The sequence below is a fragment of the Loigolactobacillus jiayinensis genome, assembly GCF_003946445.1.
GTDB classification, from domain to species: Bacteria; Bacillota; Bacilli; order Lactobacillales; family Lactobacillaceae; genus Loigolactobacillus; species Loigolactobacillus jiayinensis.
Window position 1 is genome coordinate 1 of record NZ_RHOF01000068.1, and the last position, 16,675, is coordinate 16,675.

Annotated in this window: 14 protein-coding genes; 12 read left to right on the forward strand and 2 right to left on the reverse strand. The window is 45.6% G+C overall.

The features are described from left to right. From EKM80_RS13105 to EKM80_RS13145, 9 genes are all read left to right on the forward strand, one after another. Window positions 1-1,037: DUF916 and DUF3324 domain-containing protein (locus EKM80_RS13105; protein WP_164509568.1), on the forward strand; the 1,037-nt coding region annotated here is incomplete at its 5' end. After that, a complete protein-coding gene (locus EKM80_RS13110) occupies window positions 1,030-1,350 on the forward strand; it encodes a WxL protein peptidoglycan domain-containing protein (RefSeq protein WP_164509569.1) in 321 nt (106 codons plus the stop codon). The genes EKM80_RS13105 and EKM80_RS13110, both read left to right, overlap by 8 nt. Continuing rightward, complete coding sequence (locus EKM80_RS13115) at window positions 1,351-1,998, forward strand: WxL protein host-binding domain-containing protein (protein ID WP_125553936.1); 648 nt, start codon at window positions 1,351-1,353, stop codon at window positions 1,996-1,998. 69 nt (window positions 1,999-2,067) lie between these two features. Then, window positions 2,068-3,087 carry a DUF916 domain-containing protein gene (locus EKM80_RS13120; RefSeq protein WP_164509570.1) on the forward strand — a complete coding sequence of 340 codons (1,020 nt, stop codon included), beginning with the start codon at window positions 2,068-2,070 and terminating at the stop codon, window positions 3,085-3,087. Between the two features lie 65 nt (window positions 3,088-3,152). Further along, entirely contained in the window at window positions 3,153-4,568 is a 1,416-nt protein-coding gene (locus EKM80_RS13125) for a hypothetical protein (RefSeq protein ID WP_125553939.1), read from the forward strand. A gap of 30 nt (window positions 4,569-4,598) precedes the next feature. Next, on the forward strand, window positions 4,599-6,248 hold the full coding sequence (locus EKM80_RS13130) for a WxL domain-containing protein (RefSeq protein WP_125553941.1): 1,650 nt from the start codon (window positions 4,599-4,601) through the stop codon (window positions 6,246-6,248). A gap of 99 nt (window positions 6,249-6,347) precedes the next feature. After that, window positions 6,348-8,465, forward strand: coding sequence for a WxL domain-containing protein (locus EKM80_RS13135; RefSeq protein WP_164509571.1), 2,118 nt, complete (start codon window positions 6,348-6,350; stop codon window positions 8,463-8,465). Window positions 8,466-8,713: 248 nt separating this feature from the next. Further along, window positions 8,714-10,792 carry a WxL domain-containing protein gene (locus tag EKM80_RS13140; protein WP_125553945.1) on the forward strand — a complete coding sequence of 693 codons (2,079 nt, stop codon included), beginning with the start codon at window positions 8,714-8,716 and terminating at the stop codon, window positions 10,790-10,792. Between the two features lie 148 nt (window positions 10,793-10,940). Beyond that, complete coding sequence (locus EKM80_RS13145; protein ID WP_125553947.1) at window positions 10,941-11,936, forward strand: DUF916 domain-containing protein; 996 nt, start codon at window positions 10,941-10,943, stop codon at window positions 11,934-11,936. Between the two features lie 94 nt (window positions 11,937-12,030). Here EKM80_RS13145 and EKM80_RS13150 read toward each other — a convergent pair whose 3' ends face one another. Further along, window positions 12,031-12,909 carry a LysR family transcriptional regulator gene (locus tag EKM80_RS13150; RefSeq protein ID WP_125553949.1) on the reverse strand — a complete coding sequence of 293 codons (879 nt, stop codon included), beginning with the start codon at window positions 12,907-12,909 and terminating at the stop codon, window positions 12,031-12,033. A gap of 114 nt (window positions 12,910-13,023) precedes the next feature. Between EKM80_RS13150 and EKM80_RS13155 the strand changes: the two genes are divergently transcribed. Further along, window positions 13,024-14,046 carry a YeiH family protein gene (locus EKM80_RS13155; protein ID WP_125553951.1) on the forward strand — a complete coding sequence of 341 codons (1,023 nt, stop codon included), beginning with the start codon at window positions 13,024-13,026 and terminating at the stop codon, window positions 14,044-14,046. On the opposite strand, the gene EKM80_RS13160 is transcribed toward EKM80_RS13155, so the two are convergent. Further along, complete coding sequence (locus EKM80_RS13160) at window positions 14,043-14,297, reverse strand: hypothetical protein (RefSeq protein WP_125553953.1); 255 nt, start codon at window positions 14,295-14,297, stop codon at window positions 14,043-14,045. The two genes, EKM80_RS13155 and EKM80_RS13160, sit on opposite strands and share 4 nt — an antisense overlap. Window positions 14,298-14,496: 199 nt before the next feature. Here EKM80_RS13160 and EKM80_RS13165 point away from each other — a divergent pair, with 199 nt between their 5' ends. Together EKM80_RS13165 and EKM80_RS13170 are read left to right on the forward strand one after the other, a co-directional pair. Further along, window positions 14,497-15,330, forward strand: a complete 834-nt coding sequence (locus EKM80_RS13165) for a stalk domain-containing protein (RefSeq protein WP_125553954.1) — start codon at window positions 14,497-14,499, stop codon at window positions 15,328-15,330. A 140-nt stretch (window positions 15,331-15,470) separates the two neighbouring features. Next, complete coding sequence (locus EKM80_RS13170; protein WP_125553956.1) at window positions 15,471-16,211, forward strand: TerC family protein; 741 nt, start codon at window positions 15,471-15,473, stop codon at window positions 16,209-16,211. Window positions 16,212-16,675 lie beyond the last annotated feature (464 nt).

A 16,675-nucleotide genomic window follows, 5' to 3' on the forward strand; every position in this document is an offset into this window, starting at 1 on the left:
AAAACCGACAACAATCTCGCCGCCCTTTTCCTACATTTTATAACCGCCGTTTACACTTGATCAGTACGAGTTACGCTGCAACTACCAATAGTGATTTCACGGTGATTCCACAGTATTCAGAAAATCAACGTGCTCAAAATGGATACATCGATGTATTAGCAGAGCCTGGCCGGCAACAGACAGTTACGGTTACGGTTAAAAATTTTACTGATAAAGAACGGACTTTTGCGGCGTCAATGTATACCAGCTATACCAACAGTAGCGGGCAATTATCTTATGATCGGGCTAAAATTCCTACAGATAATACCTTAAAGTATGTGTTGCGCAAACAGACCGAATCACCGAAAAAGCAAACAATCAAGGTTGCCGCGCAAGGTAGCACTAATGTTTCGTTTACGGTGAATATACCGGATAAAGCGTACAACGGGTTGATGGCCGGTGGGGTTCGTGTTTGGCCGCTTAAAGAAGCAGCAGCAACGACTACAACCCAAAAGCAGACGCTATTGCATAATAAGTACGCCTTTGGAATGCCAGTCTTGATTCGAGTCAAGGATACAGTTAATAATGCTAAGCTGAAATTAAATCAAATTTATCCTGGCGTATTAAATGGTCAGACCACAGTGTTTGTCAACACACAAAATACCGCGCCATGGCTATTACCAGCGGTTAATATTGATGCCAAAGTGACGAAAAAAGGTAGCAGTAAAGTGCTTCATCATGAGGTCCAAAACAGCTGTTCAATGGCGCCTAACTCCAACTTTAATTTTGCCATCGATTGGGGAAAACAACGCTTAGAAGCAGGCACCTATCATCTTGATTATACGGCGAAAGCACCGGGTGGTACGCTGGGTTGGCATTTCTCCCGCGACTTCACGATTACCTCTGCGCAAGCGTCTAAGTACAACAAGCAAGCTGGCTTCAAGCCAAACTACATGTGGCTTTATATCACTATCGGTGTATTGGTATTGATCATGTTCGTGCTGGGTGGTTATCTCCTTGGTCGGCGTGGTCGCAAGTCGGATGATAAAAATGAGTAAAAAATTTCACCAATTGCATAAAGGCTGGCTGTTGTTGGCCGCGTTACTACTGGGCTTACTGCTGCACGCCGCGCCAACGCAGGCGGCAATCGACAATATTGCGGTGGTACCGCAGATTTCTGGGGCGCATACCGAGCGGTTTCAATTGATCGCCAAGCCGGGGGCTACTCGGCAGTTAAAGGTAACGCTGACGAATTTTGCCAGCACGCCGCAAACGGTGACCATGGCGCCGCGCAACGCGACAACTTCAACGCAAGGCAAAGTATTATTTAATCGTAATGGCAAAGTTAGCGGTGCGCCGGATTTTCGGTAAATGGTTAAGCCGCAACGCTACCAATTAGCGGCTAAGGAAAGTCGCACGGTGACGGTCACGGTGCATGTGGCCAAGACTGGGTTCAACGGCTTACTGATCGGTGGGTTGCATTTTTACATGGCAAGTAACAGTAGCGCCGCCGTTGATATTCCAGTTTGGCTAACTGAAACGAACAAAAGTGTCACGCCTAAGTTAGCGCTGGCCGGGGTAGACGCTAGGACTTACAGCGGCCAACCATACCTGATCGTGAATTTAGAAAATCGGCGCGGCGCTTTGCTGAAAAATGTCACCGTTGATCTGAAAATCAAGCATTACGGCTTTCTTGGTATCGGTAGCACCACAAGTTCATTTGTGCAAACGTACAAGAATTTCGCGCCTTATTCACAGTTGCCGCTAACTTGGGGGCACGCTGGCAACCCAGTTAAAAGTGGTCGTTATCAAATCACAGGTACGATCACGAGTCAGGGTAAGCAATGGTACATTAAGCAACGGGCAGTACTGGATCGTAGTGCCGCTAAGGCCGCCAATGATAAGGCAACTAATTTAACGCAAGACTATACTTGGCTACTGCTGGTGGTCGTGGGCTTACTAGTTGTCTTGAATGCGGTGATCGTTGTTGTCATTGTGCGCCGGCGTAAGCGGAAATAGCACCATAGCCACACATTGGCGGTCAAACGCTCTTGTGTGATTGCAATAAGTTTGGAAAGGGTGATGGCGTTGGACAAGCGAAAATGGGGATTGATCTCAACGGTGCTACTGGGGATGGTAGCCGTTCTTGCGCCACAGTCAGTGCAGGCTAAAACTAGCAATAGTTATACACTGACCGCGCAGCTACCGCCTACGCAAACTAATCAGCAAGTCACTTATTTTGATTTAACCGCGGCGGAGAATAGTATTCAACCGCTAGCGGTGGCAGTTCATAATACGTCACAGCAGCAACTGACCGTTAAATTGGCGGCCAATGATGCGTACACCGCCAACAATGGCCTGATCGCCTACGATCGTGCTACGGTCAAAAGCCTTAGTGCACCGCAATCGTTGCGCTTTAGCCAGTTGGTTCAAGGTAAACGCGCGCAAAGCGTCACGTTAGCCGCCGGCGAAACGAAGCAAGTCACGTTTAAAGTTAAAATGCCGGATGCGCCATTTAGCGGCCTGATTCTCGGCGGTATTCGCTCAGTGGCTGCGCTTGGTGATGATGGTAATAACGTGCAAAATAAGGTTGCCTATAACCTTAGTGTTGTGCTACGACATAGCGCGACGCCAGTGCTACCACAAGTGAAATTGGCGCGCATTTTACCGGGATCACGTTTAGCTAAATCTGGCTTGCTGGTACGCTTACGCAATAGCAAACCAAATATTGTCAGTCAAATGACCTTTAAAGGTACGGTAACGCAGCTAGGTAAAGCAAAAGTGCTTTCCACTTATAAGCAACAAGAATTGCAAATGGCGCCTTATTCAGAACTGAATTATTTCATGCCCACGAAATTATTGCAGCCGGGCAATTATGTACTTCATTTGCAGCTCACGGGGCGTGATGGCTATGCGCAAACATTGACGAAACGTTTCCACGTCGATAAAGGACAGCAAATCAGCATGAACGATCAAAAGAAAGCGGTAGCTAAGACTAATTGGTGGCTGTATATTGGAATTGGTGCTGTTGTAGTATTGGCGGTCGCTGGCGCAACTTATTGGGCATACCGCAAAGGCCGCATTGGCGGGCCGCGGCATCGGAAGTAACGGATATTAATGGTAATGATTTTCGACAACCACCAACCACTTTTGTGAAGCAGGAGGGGATTGCAATGATCAATAAAGGGACACAACATAAAATTTGGCTGCCACTATTATTAGGGTTATTGTTTCTGCTGATTGGAGGCAGTCACGTACAAGCAGATACCACACCAATCAATAACACTGGTAGTGGTGCTGCCGCTTTTGATAATAATGGTTATAAAACAAGTGAAGATGGTGCAACTTATGCGACTGGGACTGCTAGTGGGGGAACTTCATTAACTAGTGAAACTGGGGTTGGCATCAATGTTGGAGTTGGCAATTTTAGAACTTTTTATACAGATAATGCTGGAGCAGATAGTCAGGGACAATATCCACTGCTAGATGCAACTAACGTCAATAATTTAGAGTCTGGTTCTGGTTCGGGATCTAAGTTAGATGTCGATAATAATGGGATGATGACCAATGGTGCACGGGCATACACTGGTGGGCATATTAAGGTAGTTGGATCATTACCCTTAACAGCGACTATTTCTAGCAGCTTGAGTAAAGAACAAATTCTGGCCGGTAATTATGGTGTGATGGTACGAATCCAATTGCCTAAGGATGTCGATGCCAGTAAAATGAGCGATGCAATTGAGTGGGACAAAGCCTACTTTTTTATGCAATTAGATAATGTTTCTCTAGTCAATGGTAGTCCAACGTTTCCAATGCAATTTGATCATCATGTTTATCTTGATCCTAATGATAAAAGTGCCTTCTATTTGAAGACTAAAGGAATTCCTATCACATTAACAGCAACTAGTTCATGGGGAACTGGCTATGCTTCAATGCATTTAGCGCGCTATAGTCAAGATGCAATTGATTATCAGAATAATATAACCAATAAAGGTCACTTGAAACCAGCTGAGTTAGGAACATCTGCTACAGGTACGGATGGTTCTGGAGCAACTAGTGCTGTGGGTGATGCTTGGGGGTTCACGCCCTTAATTTTTAATGGTGCAGTGGCGAAGCAAGGGGATGTTGGTTGGTCCTTTGCAGTTGCCAATTACGCATCGCAGAATAGTTTGTTTTTACCTAATGGGTTCAGTGGTACAGCATTGATTAATTTCTACGTTAATATCGCTAAATATAATGGTAATATTGCTGATTCATCGCCTAATAAGCAACTGACCGCAGGAAAATTGCCACCGTCACCACGTCAGGATGGATTATTTAATATTGGAATCACTGCTTATAATACCAATCAATTAGTCGATCCATTTTCTGCCACAGCAAGTAATAATAAAGGAACCCCCGGCAAAACACCTATGGATTACGCTTTAGTTAAGTCGGGATCAACAGGTACTGCCGCTACGGTAACCTCCAACATCACTTCATGGAACGCTTATGTTAGTCCGTGGGATGCTAAAAAAACGTTGAACGCGGCGGTTTCGGCTTGGGAATCGGTTGGCGGCGATAAAACGCGCTTAACTAACGTGGCATAAAATGATACGTTAGCTGATCGGACGGTGACTTTGAACGCCTTAACTGACGGCATCATGGTGACCAAAGGTAAAGGCGCTGACGCTGCGGGGACTGATTATTCAGGCACGATTGCGCCAACGCTGGGGGCGGTCGGTACTAAACGGTTTGCGCGGGCGGTGGACTACTTTAATACGGCCAGTGTGGATAGCAATGGTGAAGGTAGTTTAAGCACCAATAAAACAGCCAACACTAAAGCAATTTTGGCGGCCAAGCCTTATACAGCTGCGGTTGCTGGTATGGCGACACCAAGTACTGATGCTGCTTTGACCTTGCCAACGGCTGATGTAACGGCAACTAAGAAAAATTACCTCTATTATACGGGGACTAATGCCAGTTCTGTCGGCACAGCGATTCCCATTTTAGCGGCACCGCTGTTCTTTAACCAAACGAATCTACCGGCGGCACCGACGATTGCTTGGAATAGCGATAATGTTTACTATATCAAGAAAAGTGAGCTGACCAGCGGCAAAACAGTGGCGCTTAAGGGAACTTGGGGCGATGACTACGCCAACGCGGATACGCTCAGTGCCAATGATAATAAGTCAGGCACGACGTTGAATAATTTTGCCAAGGTGGAGTCTACTAGTAGTAAAACCTTTAGCTTGAACGTTGCTAGTGGCACGACTGCTACCAATAATCCGCTGAATTTAGGCACTACCGACACCGCGTTGCTAGGCTTGCATACGATCACGGCAACAATTAATCGACCAACGCTGAAATTAGCCAACGGCGAGACGATCACGTCCAACGCTTCCGCTAAAGCAACGGTCAATGTTTATGTGGTCGATGATACAACCAGCTACAACGTGACCGCGACTAAATCCATTTTGATCAGTGGCAATAAATTCAGTCAGCAAGTGGTGCATGGTCCAACCGCGGGTAACAATCAAACTGGTGATACGGTCACTTTTGAAACCGATATTACTAACAAAGGGACGGCCAGCATTGCTAAGCCAATACTCTCAATGCCGTTACCAAGCCAGCTGAAGAATTTAAGCGGCGTGACGGCGACAATTAATGGCGCTACGGTGACGGCTACGGCCACGGTGACTAACGGGATGCTGCAAATCGCGCTAGCTAAGCCGATTCCTAGCGGCGGTAGTGCAGTGATCACGTATAAAGTACAGGCGACGGCGGCAATGCCAACGGGCGGCCTAACTTCCGCTGACATGATTTTAGATGGGACCACATTTACTGGATCAACTGGCACGGTAACCTTGCTGCCAGCACCAAATGGCGGCATTGAAATCACGCCGCCAACGAACTTGGAGTTTGGCAAACACAAGGCTATACCTGGCATCTACAATAATACTGATGGTGACAAAACGTTGTTAGTCACTGATAACCGCGCAACACCAGGTCCGTGGACGGTCAGCGCGCAACTCAGTAATTTTAGTAACGCTGACGGTAGCCGCAAATTAACTGGTGAAACGGCGAAGATCACATTTGGCACGCCAGCGCTAAGTAGTGCAGTTTATACGGCTGGCGGTGCAGCCAATGTACTAGTCAGCAATTCAACGGCGCAAACCAATACGGCGTACGTCTTCAAAAATATTCAATTACAACTTGCCGGCACCAAGATTCAACCTGGCGACTATCACGCTACGATCACTTATTCGTGGACTGACGGCGTGAAGTGAAATCAGCGGTACAGATCATTTTTGTTAATGCACTGCGAAGTTGAATTTAATAAGCAGTTTTTTGATAAATAATACCAATTAATGAAAGAGGCGAGCGAATTGGCGCAGCGAATCAAGTGTTTAGGTTTTTTGATACTTTGTATGGGGATGACCTGGTTAGCTTGTTTGGTTGCGCCACAAACGGCGAATGCTTCGGTGATTTTAGCTACTGATCCCATGTGGGGGACCACCGCAAATCCTTGGCAAACGAATCCGAAAATGACTAACCCTGGTGGCATCTACAAGATGACGGGGACGACAATCAGCGAAGGTAGTTATAATTATCAGTTCACCTATACCGGCCATTTAAGTGATTTGGTCAATTTTGTTGCCGGAACGACTTCGCCTGCCCTGTCCAAGTTGAGTACGCACATTTATCTGCCTAATCTTAACTTGGCTCAGGGTCAACCGAACTATGACAGCAGCGTTGTCCCGCAAGTGACGGTAGCCGATGGGACCAATATTAGTACGAGTACGAAATTTACGGATGTGGGGCTGGATGATAATAAGCTTAGCGCCGCTGATTATTACACACGTATCGAATTTAATTCTGGGGCCATGCCATCGTTTAACCCCGGGTTAAGCAATCTGAATGATGTCGTCACGATAACGTTTAAAGTCAAATTAAGTCAGCCTAGTAACGCGGGCACCGCACAGGTTAAGATCAACAACAGTCTTTCAGTAATTCCAGTAGTATCTAAGGCTTTTTATAAAGACGATGTGACTGGTGCCAATCTAGCCCCAGCAGTTTCCTTTGGTGCAGCTAGCACGCCACTAAACGAGGATGGGTTGCTCGGTGCACCAGTCAAGCAAGCCACGGCCTTACCGATCACTGACTATGGTGGAACAAAGTACCGCTATGACCATTACCAAAAAATAGTCAAGGCTGGGTCTAGTGCAGAACCTAATATTATGTCTTCTGGTCCTGCTACTTCGCTGCCTGGTATAGCTTCAGTTGATTCTGCGTCGAAGACACTTAACAGTTATGTTTTCTGGTATGAGCCGAAAGATGCGAACATTACGGTCAATTATGTGAACCAAGCAGGCACTATTATGAAAACTGAAAAAGCTTGGGCCTATAATTTAGGCCACATTTACAAAAACGGTACTACTGAAGAAATCGCCGCTAATTTAGTGACGCCGGCAGCAACCATGACCTATAGCGGGAAAACATATCAATACGCGGACTATTCTTATACCGGTGACGAAACCGACGAAAATGCAAAAACGGAAAGTGGCACTGATATCGCGCAGTTGAACAAGCTGACGACACAGGTGGGCGCTACTGCTGGCCACCAAGTGCTTACCTTAGGCTATAACATTACCACCAAAACCAACGTTGGGGTCCACTACTGGAATATCGATCAGCAACCAACCACCGTACCAACTGGTATTGAAATGGCTGCTGATCAAGCAACAACGAATCCAACGGGCTTAGCTTTTACCAAGTTAAGTGGCGATAAAGATACGGCAATCACTGGTGGCACAACTGATCCCATCGATACCAATGGCAGCGGTGGGGTTGCTGCAGCTAAAGCGCCAGCTGGTTGGTACTATGTGGGTTATCAATACAACAATGGCAGTGGCAGCAACAAGTGGGTGGCGTATGATCCTAAAACCCCGAGCACGTCACGTTTTACCGGTAATTTTTCTGATAAAGATCAGGGCATCAGCTTTATGTATCGCCAAGATAGTGTACTGAAAATGTTATTGCCAGATACTTTAGACTTTGGCACAGTGCTACCCGGTGTGGCGAGCACGAATTTGCAGTCAACGACAGGTGAAACAAGTAATTCTGATAGCTTAATGGTTGCGGTTCAAGATAGTCGTGAAAATAATTCACCGAGTAATCAATGGTTGGATCCATGGCAAATAACCGTTAGCGGTGCGCCACTAACTGAAGTAGATCATGCAACCGCGGTTGATGGCGCGACAATTAAGCTTACAGATGGCGAAATACTGTCACCAACTGACGGCGTTGATCTGGTGTCTAATTTTACTTTAGCCTTAAACGGAACACCGCAGACGGTGCTGACCAATACAACTGCGCCTGGCGGAAGTTTTCCAGTCGCCAGTTGGGCTAACGCTGACGTTGCGCTTAATTTACCGACCACAACCGTAGTCGCGCCAGGTGAATACCACTCAACCCTGACGTGGACGTTAACTTCGGGCTACTAAGTAAACTACTTTTGACGAAAAATAACGCACACTGCTTAGAGATTCTAGCGGTGCGGCGTTATTTCTGTGCACTTATTGTTAAACTCATTTAATCGCTAAAATCATTTGTTGCTTAACGCTTGTAGCAATGCAGCACAACCCGTCTTGCGCATCTAAGTGCATTCAATTACAATTGAAATGATAGGGCTTAACCGGTAAATATCAGGTATTGAACTAGTGGTATTAATTAGTAAAATGAGGCGCATAAAATGTTGAAGCAAATCTGTAATTTAGGTAAATGGTTCGTGGTCGCGTTACTGCTAGTGCTAGGTATTAGCGCAGGAGCAGTGCACGCGGCCAGTTATGATTCATTGGCACCAAAATCGACAGATGCCTTGTGGGGAACGACTGATTCCCCATGGCAAGCGGCGACAGGAACCAATACAAATACGAGTACTTGGCTCAGATCAGATTCTTCAAATGAGTATAGCTATATTGTTTCAATACAGACTACAGCAGCTGAATTATTCGGCGGTTCATCTACTGATACGTACCCAACTCTACAGTTTAGTTTTTCATTACCTAGTACTATTGATGCTAGTGGAAATGAAGTGTCGAATTTAAATACTACACGAGCACCGAGCTTTTCAATAGCTGCAGGTACTGCTGTGCCAAGTCTTACATCTAAGGGAACGACAATTGATTATTCTAGTGATAGTACCGGCAAATACTCCACTAAGGTTACATCAGCTGTGATCACGCCAGGGAACGGTCCAATTAAAGCAACAGAGCCATTGACGCTTAAAATTACCTTATTGTTAAAGTCAGCACCGACAACTGGACTACAAGTTGTGACATCAACTGGTACTACCGCTACGGACGTCCCCCAAGTAATCAAAGTTTTCGCGCGGGATAGCGTGACTGGCGCTAATATTGGCACGCAGCCGCAGGCAACTTTTGGTGAAGGCGAGGCGCTGGGTGCAACGGCTTATACGGCTAAAGCAGACGGTACGATGACTAGTAATGGTACCACTTATCGGTACGCTGCTGGCCAGCTATTTAACAACGAGAGTAGTACGCCAGTATCGTCGGTCGATTCGAGTACGCTGTCGATCGCGGATTTGAAAACTTCGCTGCTTAAGCAGGCGGTCATGTTCTGGTATGACGCCAAGGACGATAATATTCCGGTTTACTACGTTGATGAAAACAACAAAGTTATCGATACGGCTAGCATGAGTTCGCCGCCAACTAGCACTGCGTGGGGGTATAACAACGCGAATATTTACAAAGCAGGCACCACCACCGAGGACAGCGCTGATTTGCTAAAGGCACCGGATACGCTAACTAGCGGTGATAGTAGCTATAAATTGAAAAGTTATGACTATTACAGTGATACAGATAACAGCAGCCTGCCGACTACCACGGCTACAGCTTCTGGGACGGATGTGACTACCCAAAAGCTAGCTGGTCAAGTTGGCAAGCAAGCAATCGTTTTTCACTATCAAACCGAAACCAAGGCTAAGTTTGGTGTGCATTATTGGAATATCGACACTCAGTCCGCAACTGTACCGACTAGTAATTCAGGGACTAGCGACGAAGATAACCCTACTGGCCTTACTTTTGCTCAGTTAACTGGCGATAAAAATACAGCCATCACCGGTGGCACGACTGATCCTATCGATACTAATGGGAGTGGCGGCGTGGCTGCCGCCAAAGCTCCTGCTGGTTGGTACTACGTAGGGTACAATTATAACGACGGTAGCGGTACGAATAAATGGGTAGCTTACGATCCGAGCGCGCCAAGTACTGCATGGTTCAAGGGCGAATTCACTGGTCAAGATCAGGGTATCAGTTTCTTATATCGGCAGTATGATCAACTTAGTTTAATCTTACCTAGTGCGTTAAATTTTGGCACTTTGTTGCCCGGTAATGGTGGTACGACGGCTTTGAAATCAGTAACTGCTAATGGCAGTGAATCTACTGATTCCGTTATGATCGGCGTCCAAGATGAACGGGCCGCGGATCTAACCAATGCTAACTTAGATGACTGGCAGCTCACGGTTACAGGCACTACTTTGACCGCTACTAATCGGCAAGTTAAGGGTGCGCAAATTAATTTTAAAGGTGAGCAGTTTGCTGGTGATAAAACAACTTCGGCCACAGTTGACGTGCCGCTAGATGGCACGACCATGACGCCAGTATTGAATAGTGACATTGCCCAGCTAGGTGATGATGCTGGCTTTGGCTGTGCGAACACGGATGTTCAATTGAGTATTCCAGTAGATCAGGCGTTAACGCCGGGCGATTACCATTCCACACTAACTTGGACCTTAACCGCTGGCTATTAAAATAAATGGGTACTGCAGCAATATATTATATGCTGCGGTGCCCATTTTTATGTGGATAGAATTTGTTTTGAAACGTGTCACAAAATAGCCACAATTTTGGAGTATGCTTAAATTAGAAAATACTAAAGAAATCTAGTTAGGGGTGCTGATGTTGTCTCGATTTGGTTTGGTGATTGTTAGTTGTCTGAGTTTGTTGTTCGGCAGTACCAGTGTGGCCGCTGCGACGACACCAACTACGGCATTTACCGTAGCGCCAGTGTTGACTGATTTGCCAGTCGTCAACACGCAGTCATTTTTTAATTTGCAGGTTAAGCAAGATACCAGTTATCAATTGCCAGTAAAATTAAGCAATACGAGCACGGAAGCCCAGCAGCTAACGGTACAAATCAATAATGCCCAAACAACCGGTAGCGGTGTGATCGATTACAGCCAAGCTGGGGCAACCTTACTGGCCAAAAGTGCGCCTAATTTGGCGGCAATGGTCGCTGGTAGTCGGCAGCAGCAAGTGACGCTGCAACCACAAGAGCAGCGTACTGTTAATTTTACGCTCAAGACACCAGCGGCAGCTTTTGCAGGAACCGTGCTTGGCGGCATTACAGTGACTGATCAAGGGGCACAGGCGCAAGCAACGATGGCCAATCGCACGCGGTACGCCTTGAGTGTGGCGCTGGTTGAAGCGGGGCAAGCAGCGCCAACGCCGCAATTAACGGCAGGTAAGGTTAAATACGGCCAGCAGGCGGCTGTGTCTGGCTATCAGTTACCGCTGCGCAATGTGGCCCCATTGTTATGGCATAATGCGCAGGCCACATTGACGATCACGAATGCACAGCACAAGCAGGTTGCGCGGACGCAGCTCAGCAATTTCAGTATGGCACCAAGTTCAGCGGTCACGCTCCTTTTATCGAACAAGCGGCTAGCTAGTGGTCATTATACTTATCAAGTGGCGCTTAAAAGTGGGGCGCAACGTGCTACTGTGAAGCAGCCTTTTACGATTAAGGCAACTACAACTAAAGCTGCAACGACAACGCCACTTAAACATAAGGCAGCACGTACAAATTGGTGGCTCTGGCTGGAAATTGGCGTGATTGGTGTGGCTGGCTTAGTCGGTGTTGGCTATTGGCTGAAGCGTCGGCAGCACCAGTGATTATGAGTTCAGCTGACTAAAAGATATGCTTTAATGTGTTCGAGATATCCGCGAGCGTTGCCGCATCATTTTAAATGACTATAGGCCAAGCAGTCTAAAGTGTCTGCAGTGTCGTCGCTAATTCTTGATATTGCTGGGAAAAATAGCTGTGTTTTGGATAAACAAAGTTGATTTCGTGTTGTAATTTATAGCCATGAACTGGTAAATTGACAACTTGGCCACTAGCTAGTTCCGTGCTGACCAGTGATTCATATAGGAAGCTAATACCGACACCTGACGCTAATAACTGCACGATCGGTGTCGGTGTGGCGATCTCAATAACGTTGGCAAAGTCGGTGATCCGCGTGTTTTGCATAGTCAGCCAATTTTCAAAAATTTCGCGCGTGCCGGAACCAGCCTCGCGGACTAATAACGTTTGGCTGAGCAAGTCTTTGAGCACTAGTGGTTCGGCTTGCGTCAGCAATGGATTACCGGCAAAGGTTGCGGCAATAAAGGGTTCGCGGCGCAATGTAACGTAATCAAATTGTTTTTTATCGAAATTGCCTTCAACTAGGCCAAAATCAATCTCACCCGCTAGTAACGCCTTTAAAATTGTCTCAGTGTTAGCGATTTGGCATTGAATTTGGTGGCTTTGTTGATGTAATTTTTGCAAGGCCTTAGTCAATAAAAATGAGCTGAGTGAGCGGGTGCAGCCTAACTTGATTGGTGCTTGCTTGTTAGGTAACTTTAACTGATCTAACAATTGGCGGCTTTCATTGGTCGTTTTATTAATGTAGTAGGCTAATTGTTGACCAACGTCAGTGATCGTTAATTGCGCGTGTTCATAGCGCACCAACTCTAGACCGAGATCTGCTTCTAAGGCTTTGATCTGTTGGGTGACTGCTGGTTGGGTCAGAAATAACTGCTGGGCGGTCGCCGTGTAGGAACCAGTTTTTGCCAACAAAGCAAATGTGCTCATTTTTTTATCTAACATAATAACACCTCCACCTATCATTATAAATTATTCTTATATCAATGCAATGATTACTAATTTTTTCTAATAGTAATTTGCTGGTAAGCTTAATCTATTATGGGAGGAGATCTTGTCATGTTCGCGATATTTAAATCAAGTCGGTTTTATTTGGCCGTTGGTCTAACGTTATTCTGCTCGTTGTTAGGTAGTTTTCTTGCTGGTTTTCCGTATTTGCAGGTTATCGGCGCTTTAGTGCTGGCACTAGTGCTCGGTATGGTGCTCCAAGTTTTTCAGCCAGTAGTAACGCAGGCTAAAAGCGGGATTGGTTTCATTTCTAATAAATTTTTGCGCCTCGGTATTATTTTGCTCGGCTTCAAATTAAATTTGATTGATTTGGCTCATGCCGGCGTTAAAACAATTTTACTGGCAATTTTTGTGGTCAGCGGCACGCTAGTATTGACGTACAATTTAGCTAGAAAGTTAGGGGTCGAGCAACGGCTGGCAATTTTAGCGGCGAGCGGTACTGGAATTTGCGGTGCGGCGGCCGTTATGGGTATTTCACCGCAGCTGCCAGTAGCGCCAGAACAGGCTGAGCAGAAACAGGAAGACGAAGTACTGGCAGTCGCTATTGTGGCAATTTTAGGTACTGTATTCACCTTGATTGAATTGGGGTTGAAACCACTATTACATATGACGCCACAGCAATTTGGTGTGATGACTGGCGGTTCACTACACGAAATTGCCCATGCGGTGGCAGCTGGCAGTGCTGGTGGGCCAGTTAGCTTGGATACCGCGATCATTACTAAGTTATCGCGGGTGCTCTTATTGGCGCCAGCAGCGTTGATCATCGGTATTTGGTATAGTCGTTCTAATCATATTAGTACCGGTGCCGGACAACATAAATTACCGATTCCTTGGTTCATGGGTGGCTTTATTTTGGCCAGCGTTGTGGGCACTTTCTTGCCTTTAGGCGCGGCAGTCTTGGCGGCGTTAGTGAAATTCGCCTATCTCTTTTTAGGGATGGCGATGGCAGCGCTGGGGATGAGCGTCAATTTTAGAGTGATCCTCCAACGCGGCGGCAAAGCCTTTTTAGCTGCCTCAATCTCGTCGTGTATTTTACTGGCGTTTGTGATTGTGGCAAGTAAGTTGTTCTTTTAAATTACCTTCGTGCGGCCACTGGTTTCAGCGGTGACGTTGCTGGTTTGGGTGGTGTAGACGATTGCCTCAGCAGTGGTTGTTAGGGTTGGATAAGGGTTAACTTTTGGTGTGGCGACTGTGGTATCCAGTTGTAGTGCGGTGATCGTCGGTGCGCTACTAGTCGTGACGACGGCTGCTTGTACCGGTGAGTGGGGCATGCTGCCCAGTAAGCTTAGGCCAATGATCGTGCTTAAAATAATGTGTTTTTTCATGGTGATCAGCTCCCTTTAGTTGATAGAGCTAGTTTAGCTAGGACAGCTTAAATTGAACTTAAGCGAGGGCAATTGTTGCGAGCAAAAAATCAATGAAATAATTAAATTATTGTCCATTACTAGGCAAGCTTCCGTACTATCGCTTATAATGAATTTAGGCGGAATTTGCGCTGAAAATAAGTAGAATAGGATGACCAACATGGCTGAAGCAATTGAGGCACGTCTACGTAGCTATTACCAATGGAATTTACCTGTAAAAATTATAATCGATGATATTGAAATTTCGGCGACTGGTATCATGTCCAACGCACAAATTTATGTGCCACTAAAAACATTGTTTAAAGAGATCAAGCAGCCACTGCAGATGCAAGGCTTTAATGTGAATGGGACTTATAAAGGCAATTTGTTCGACTTTACCATTGGCACTAAAACGTTGCGGCTCAATGGGTTGCCCTACCAATTAGATGCCGCGCCATTTGGTACGAACCAAGAAATTTACGTCACAACCTTTTTCGTGGCCGTGGTAACGCAGCACATCTATGAATGGCTGGATGATAATCGGTTGCTGGTGTTTGAAGGTTTGGAAAATGAAACTTTTCAGATTGCTGCTCGCGAATTTGCGCCGTTTAGTATTTTACCGCAACAATTCATGGCGCGAGATATCGGTGGGCAAGCGCAATTACCAACGTTAGAGTGGGCAGGAATGCCGGCTGAAACCAAGTCAATGGCCTTGTTTTTCACTGATGAACATCCGCTGACCGCTGGCTATAGTTTTTGGACGGTGATGCCGCTTAAACAAGATATTACGCGGATCGCAACTGATGCACCGCAGCAGCAACAAACGCTGCATCGTTTTCAAGGTGTGGCGCCGGTACAAAATACTGGCTATCATGAATACTTATTCCGTATTTTCGCGCTGGATACTGAGCGGCCAATTTTCACTGGCCAGTTGAACACCGCTGAAGAGGCGCGCGAAGCTTTTGATAAGCATTTATTGGACGTTGCCGTTTATCCTGTATTTGCGAAATTATAGGCCATTTTTTTCACTAGTTTAACGCAATGTGGTTGTAAGTCGCAGATTAAGGTCGTGCGGTGATGCGTTCTTTCAAACACACTCCTTTGTTTTCTGAAAAATTATGCTACACTAGAAAATAGAAACGAAGGGGGCAACAAATGTTACACTGGTTGATTGAGTTATACGGGCCGTTTTTTAACCTGCATGCTTGGGAAACGGTCATCACGTCAGGGGCAGATTGGGCGATCATTTTTTCATTGATCTTGATCGAATGTCTATTGTCAGTGGATAATGCGGTCGTTTTAGCAGCACAAACGCAGAAGCTACCAACATTACGGCAAAAAGAAAAAGCGTTAATTTATGGCCTGTGGGGTTCATATTTGATGCGCTTTTTGATGATTGGTTTAGGGACGTTCTTAATTAAGGTCTGGTGGATCAAGGTTGTCGGCGCTATTTATCTGTTATATTTATCACTACATTTCTTTTATCAGCGCCATAATCAGAAGCAAAAAACTGGTGGTGCCAGCAAGCTTTGGGTGGCCGTGATTCAAATTGTATTTATGGATGCGATTTTTTCGGTGGATTCCATTTTGGCTGCGTTGGCGGTTTCCAGTAAGCCGATCATTGTTTTGATTGGTGGCTTGATCGGTATTTTAGTTATGCGTGGCGTCGCGCAACTGATCCTCAAAGTGATGCGGCGTATTCCTGAATTGGAATCAATGGCGTATTATTTGATTGCAATTATTGCAGTTAAGCTATTTATCGCCATTCCGCAAATTGATATTGAAATTCCAGCTGGCTGGTTTGTGGCAATTTTACTTGCGGCAATCGGCATCACGCTATTAGTTCATTACAACAACGAAAAAAAGAAAGCGCGATTGAAAATCACGCAGCATTAAGTAGGCGAGGCTGTGACATAAGTAAAATTATGTCGCAGTCTTATTTTTATTGCCGAATATTAGCGGTTAAACACGGCAAGCTCCCTCTGCTTGCGCAGTAGCAGGCTAATGCTCGGGGGCTGAGCGTCTTTTGGCACACTCTTTTTTTAAGCCAACTAAAAATTATACATTAATAAATGTATAATTGGTAACAGCCACCAAAAATCTGATTAGGATAGGGATTTTCCCTTATTTTTTCTCTTTTATAGTATGAAATTTAACAAAAAGGAACAATCTATACGCTAAAATAGGTTACAATATTGTATAGTTAATAAAAAGTGATTATTATACGTATTCTTAATATCTAATGAATTATAAATTTCTAATACTAGATTTGATTTAGTTTTATGCTGGCGAACAAACGATCTTCAGAGTGTTTAAATAATTATGTGTAAATGATTTATTGGGAATTGAAAAAGGGAAGC

What these genes read in the sequence shown, in the direction of transcription:
- EKM80_RS13170 (WP_125553956.1), top strand. Translation starts at nt 15,471, where the DNA reads ATGTTACACTGGTTGATTGAGTTATACGGGCCGTTTTTTAACCTGCAT.
- EKM80_RS13125 (WP_125553939.1), top strand. Translation starts at nt 3,153, where the DNA reads ATGATCAATAAAGGGACACAACATAAAATTTGGCTGCCACTATTATTA.
- EKM80_RS13160 (WP_125553953.1), bottom strand. Translation starts at nt 14,297, where the DNA reads ATGAAAAAACACATTATTTTAAGCACGATCATTGGCCTAAGCTTACTG.
- EKM80_RS13140 (WP_125553945.1), top strand. Translation starts at nt 8,714, where the DNA reads ATGTTGAAGCAAATCTGTAATTTAGGTAAATGGTTCGTGGTCGCGTTA.
- EKM80_RS13165 (WP_125553954.1), top strand. Translation starts at nt 14,497, where the DNA reads ATGGCTGAAGCAATTGAGGCACGTCTACGTAGCTATTACCAATGGAAT.
- EKM80_RS13115 (WP_125553936.1), top strand. Translation starts at nt 1,351, where the DNA reads ATGGTTAAGCCGCAACGCTACCAATTAGCGGCTAAGGAAAGTCGCACG.
- EKM80_RS13155 (WP_125553951.1), top strand. Translation starts at nt 13,024, where the DNA reads ATGTTCGCGATATTTAAATCAAGTCGGTTTTATTTGGCCGTTGGTCTA.
- EKM80_RS13145 (WP_125553947.1), top strand. Translation starts at nt 10,941, where the DNA reads ATGTTGTCTCGATTTGGTTTGGTGATTGTTAGTTGTCTGAGTTTGTTG.
- EKM80_RS13110 (WP_164509569.1), top strand. Translation starts at nt 1,030, where the DNA reads ATGAGTAAAAAATTTCACCAATTGCATAAAGGCTGGCTGTTGTTGGCC.
- EKM80_RS13150 (WP_125553949.1), bottom strand. Translation starts at nt 12,909, where the DNA reads ATGTTAGATAAAAAAATGAGCACATTTGCTTTGTTGGCAAAAACTGGT.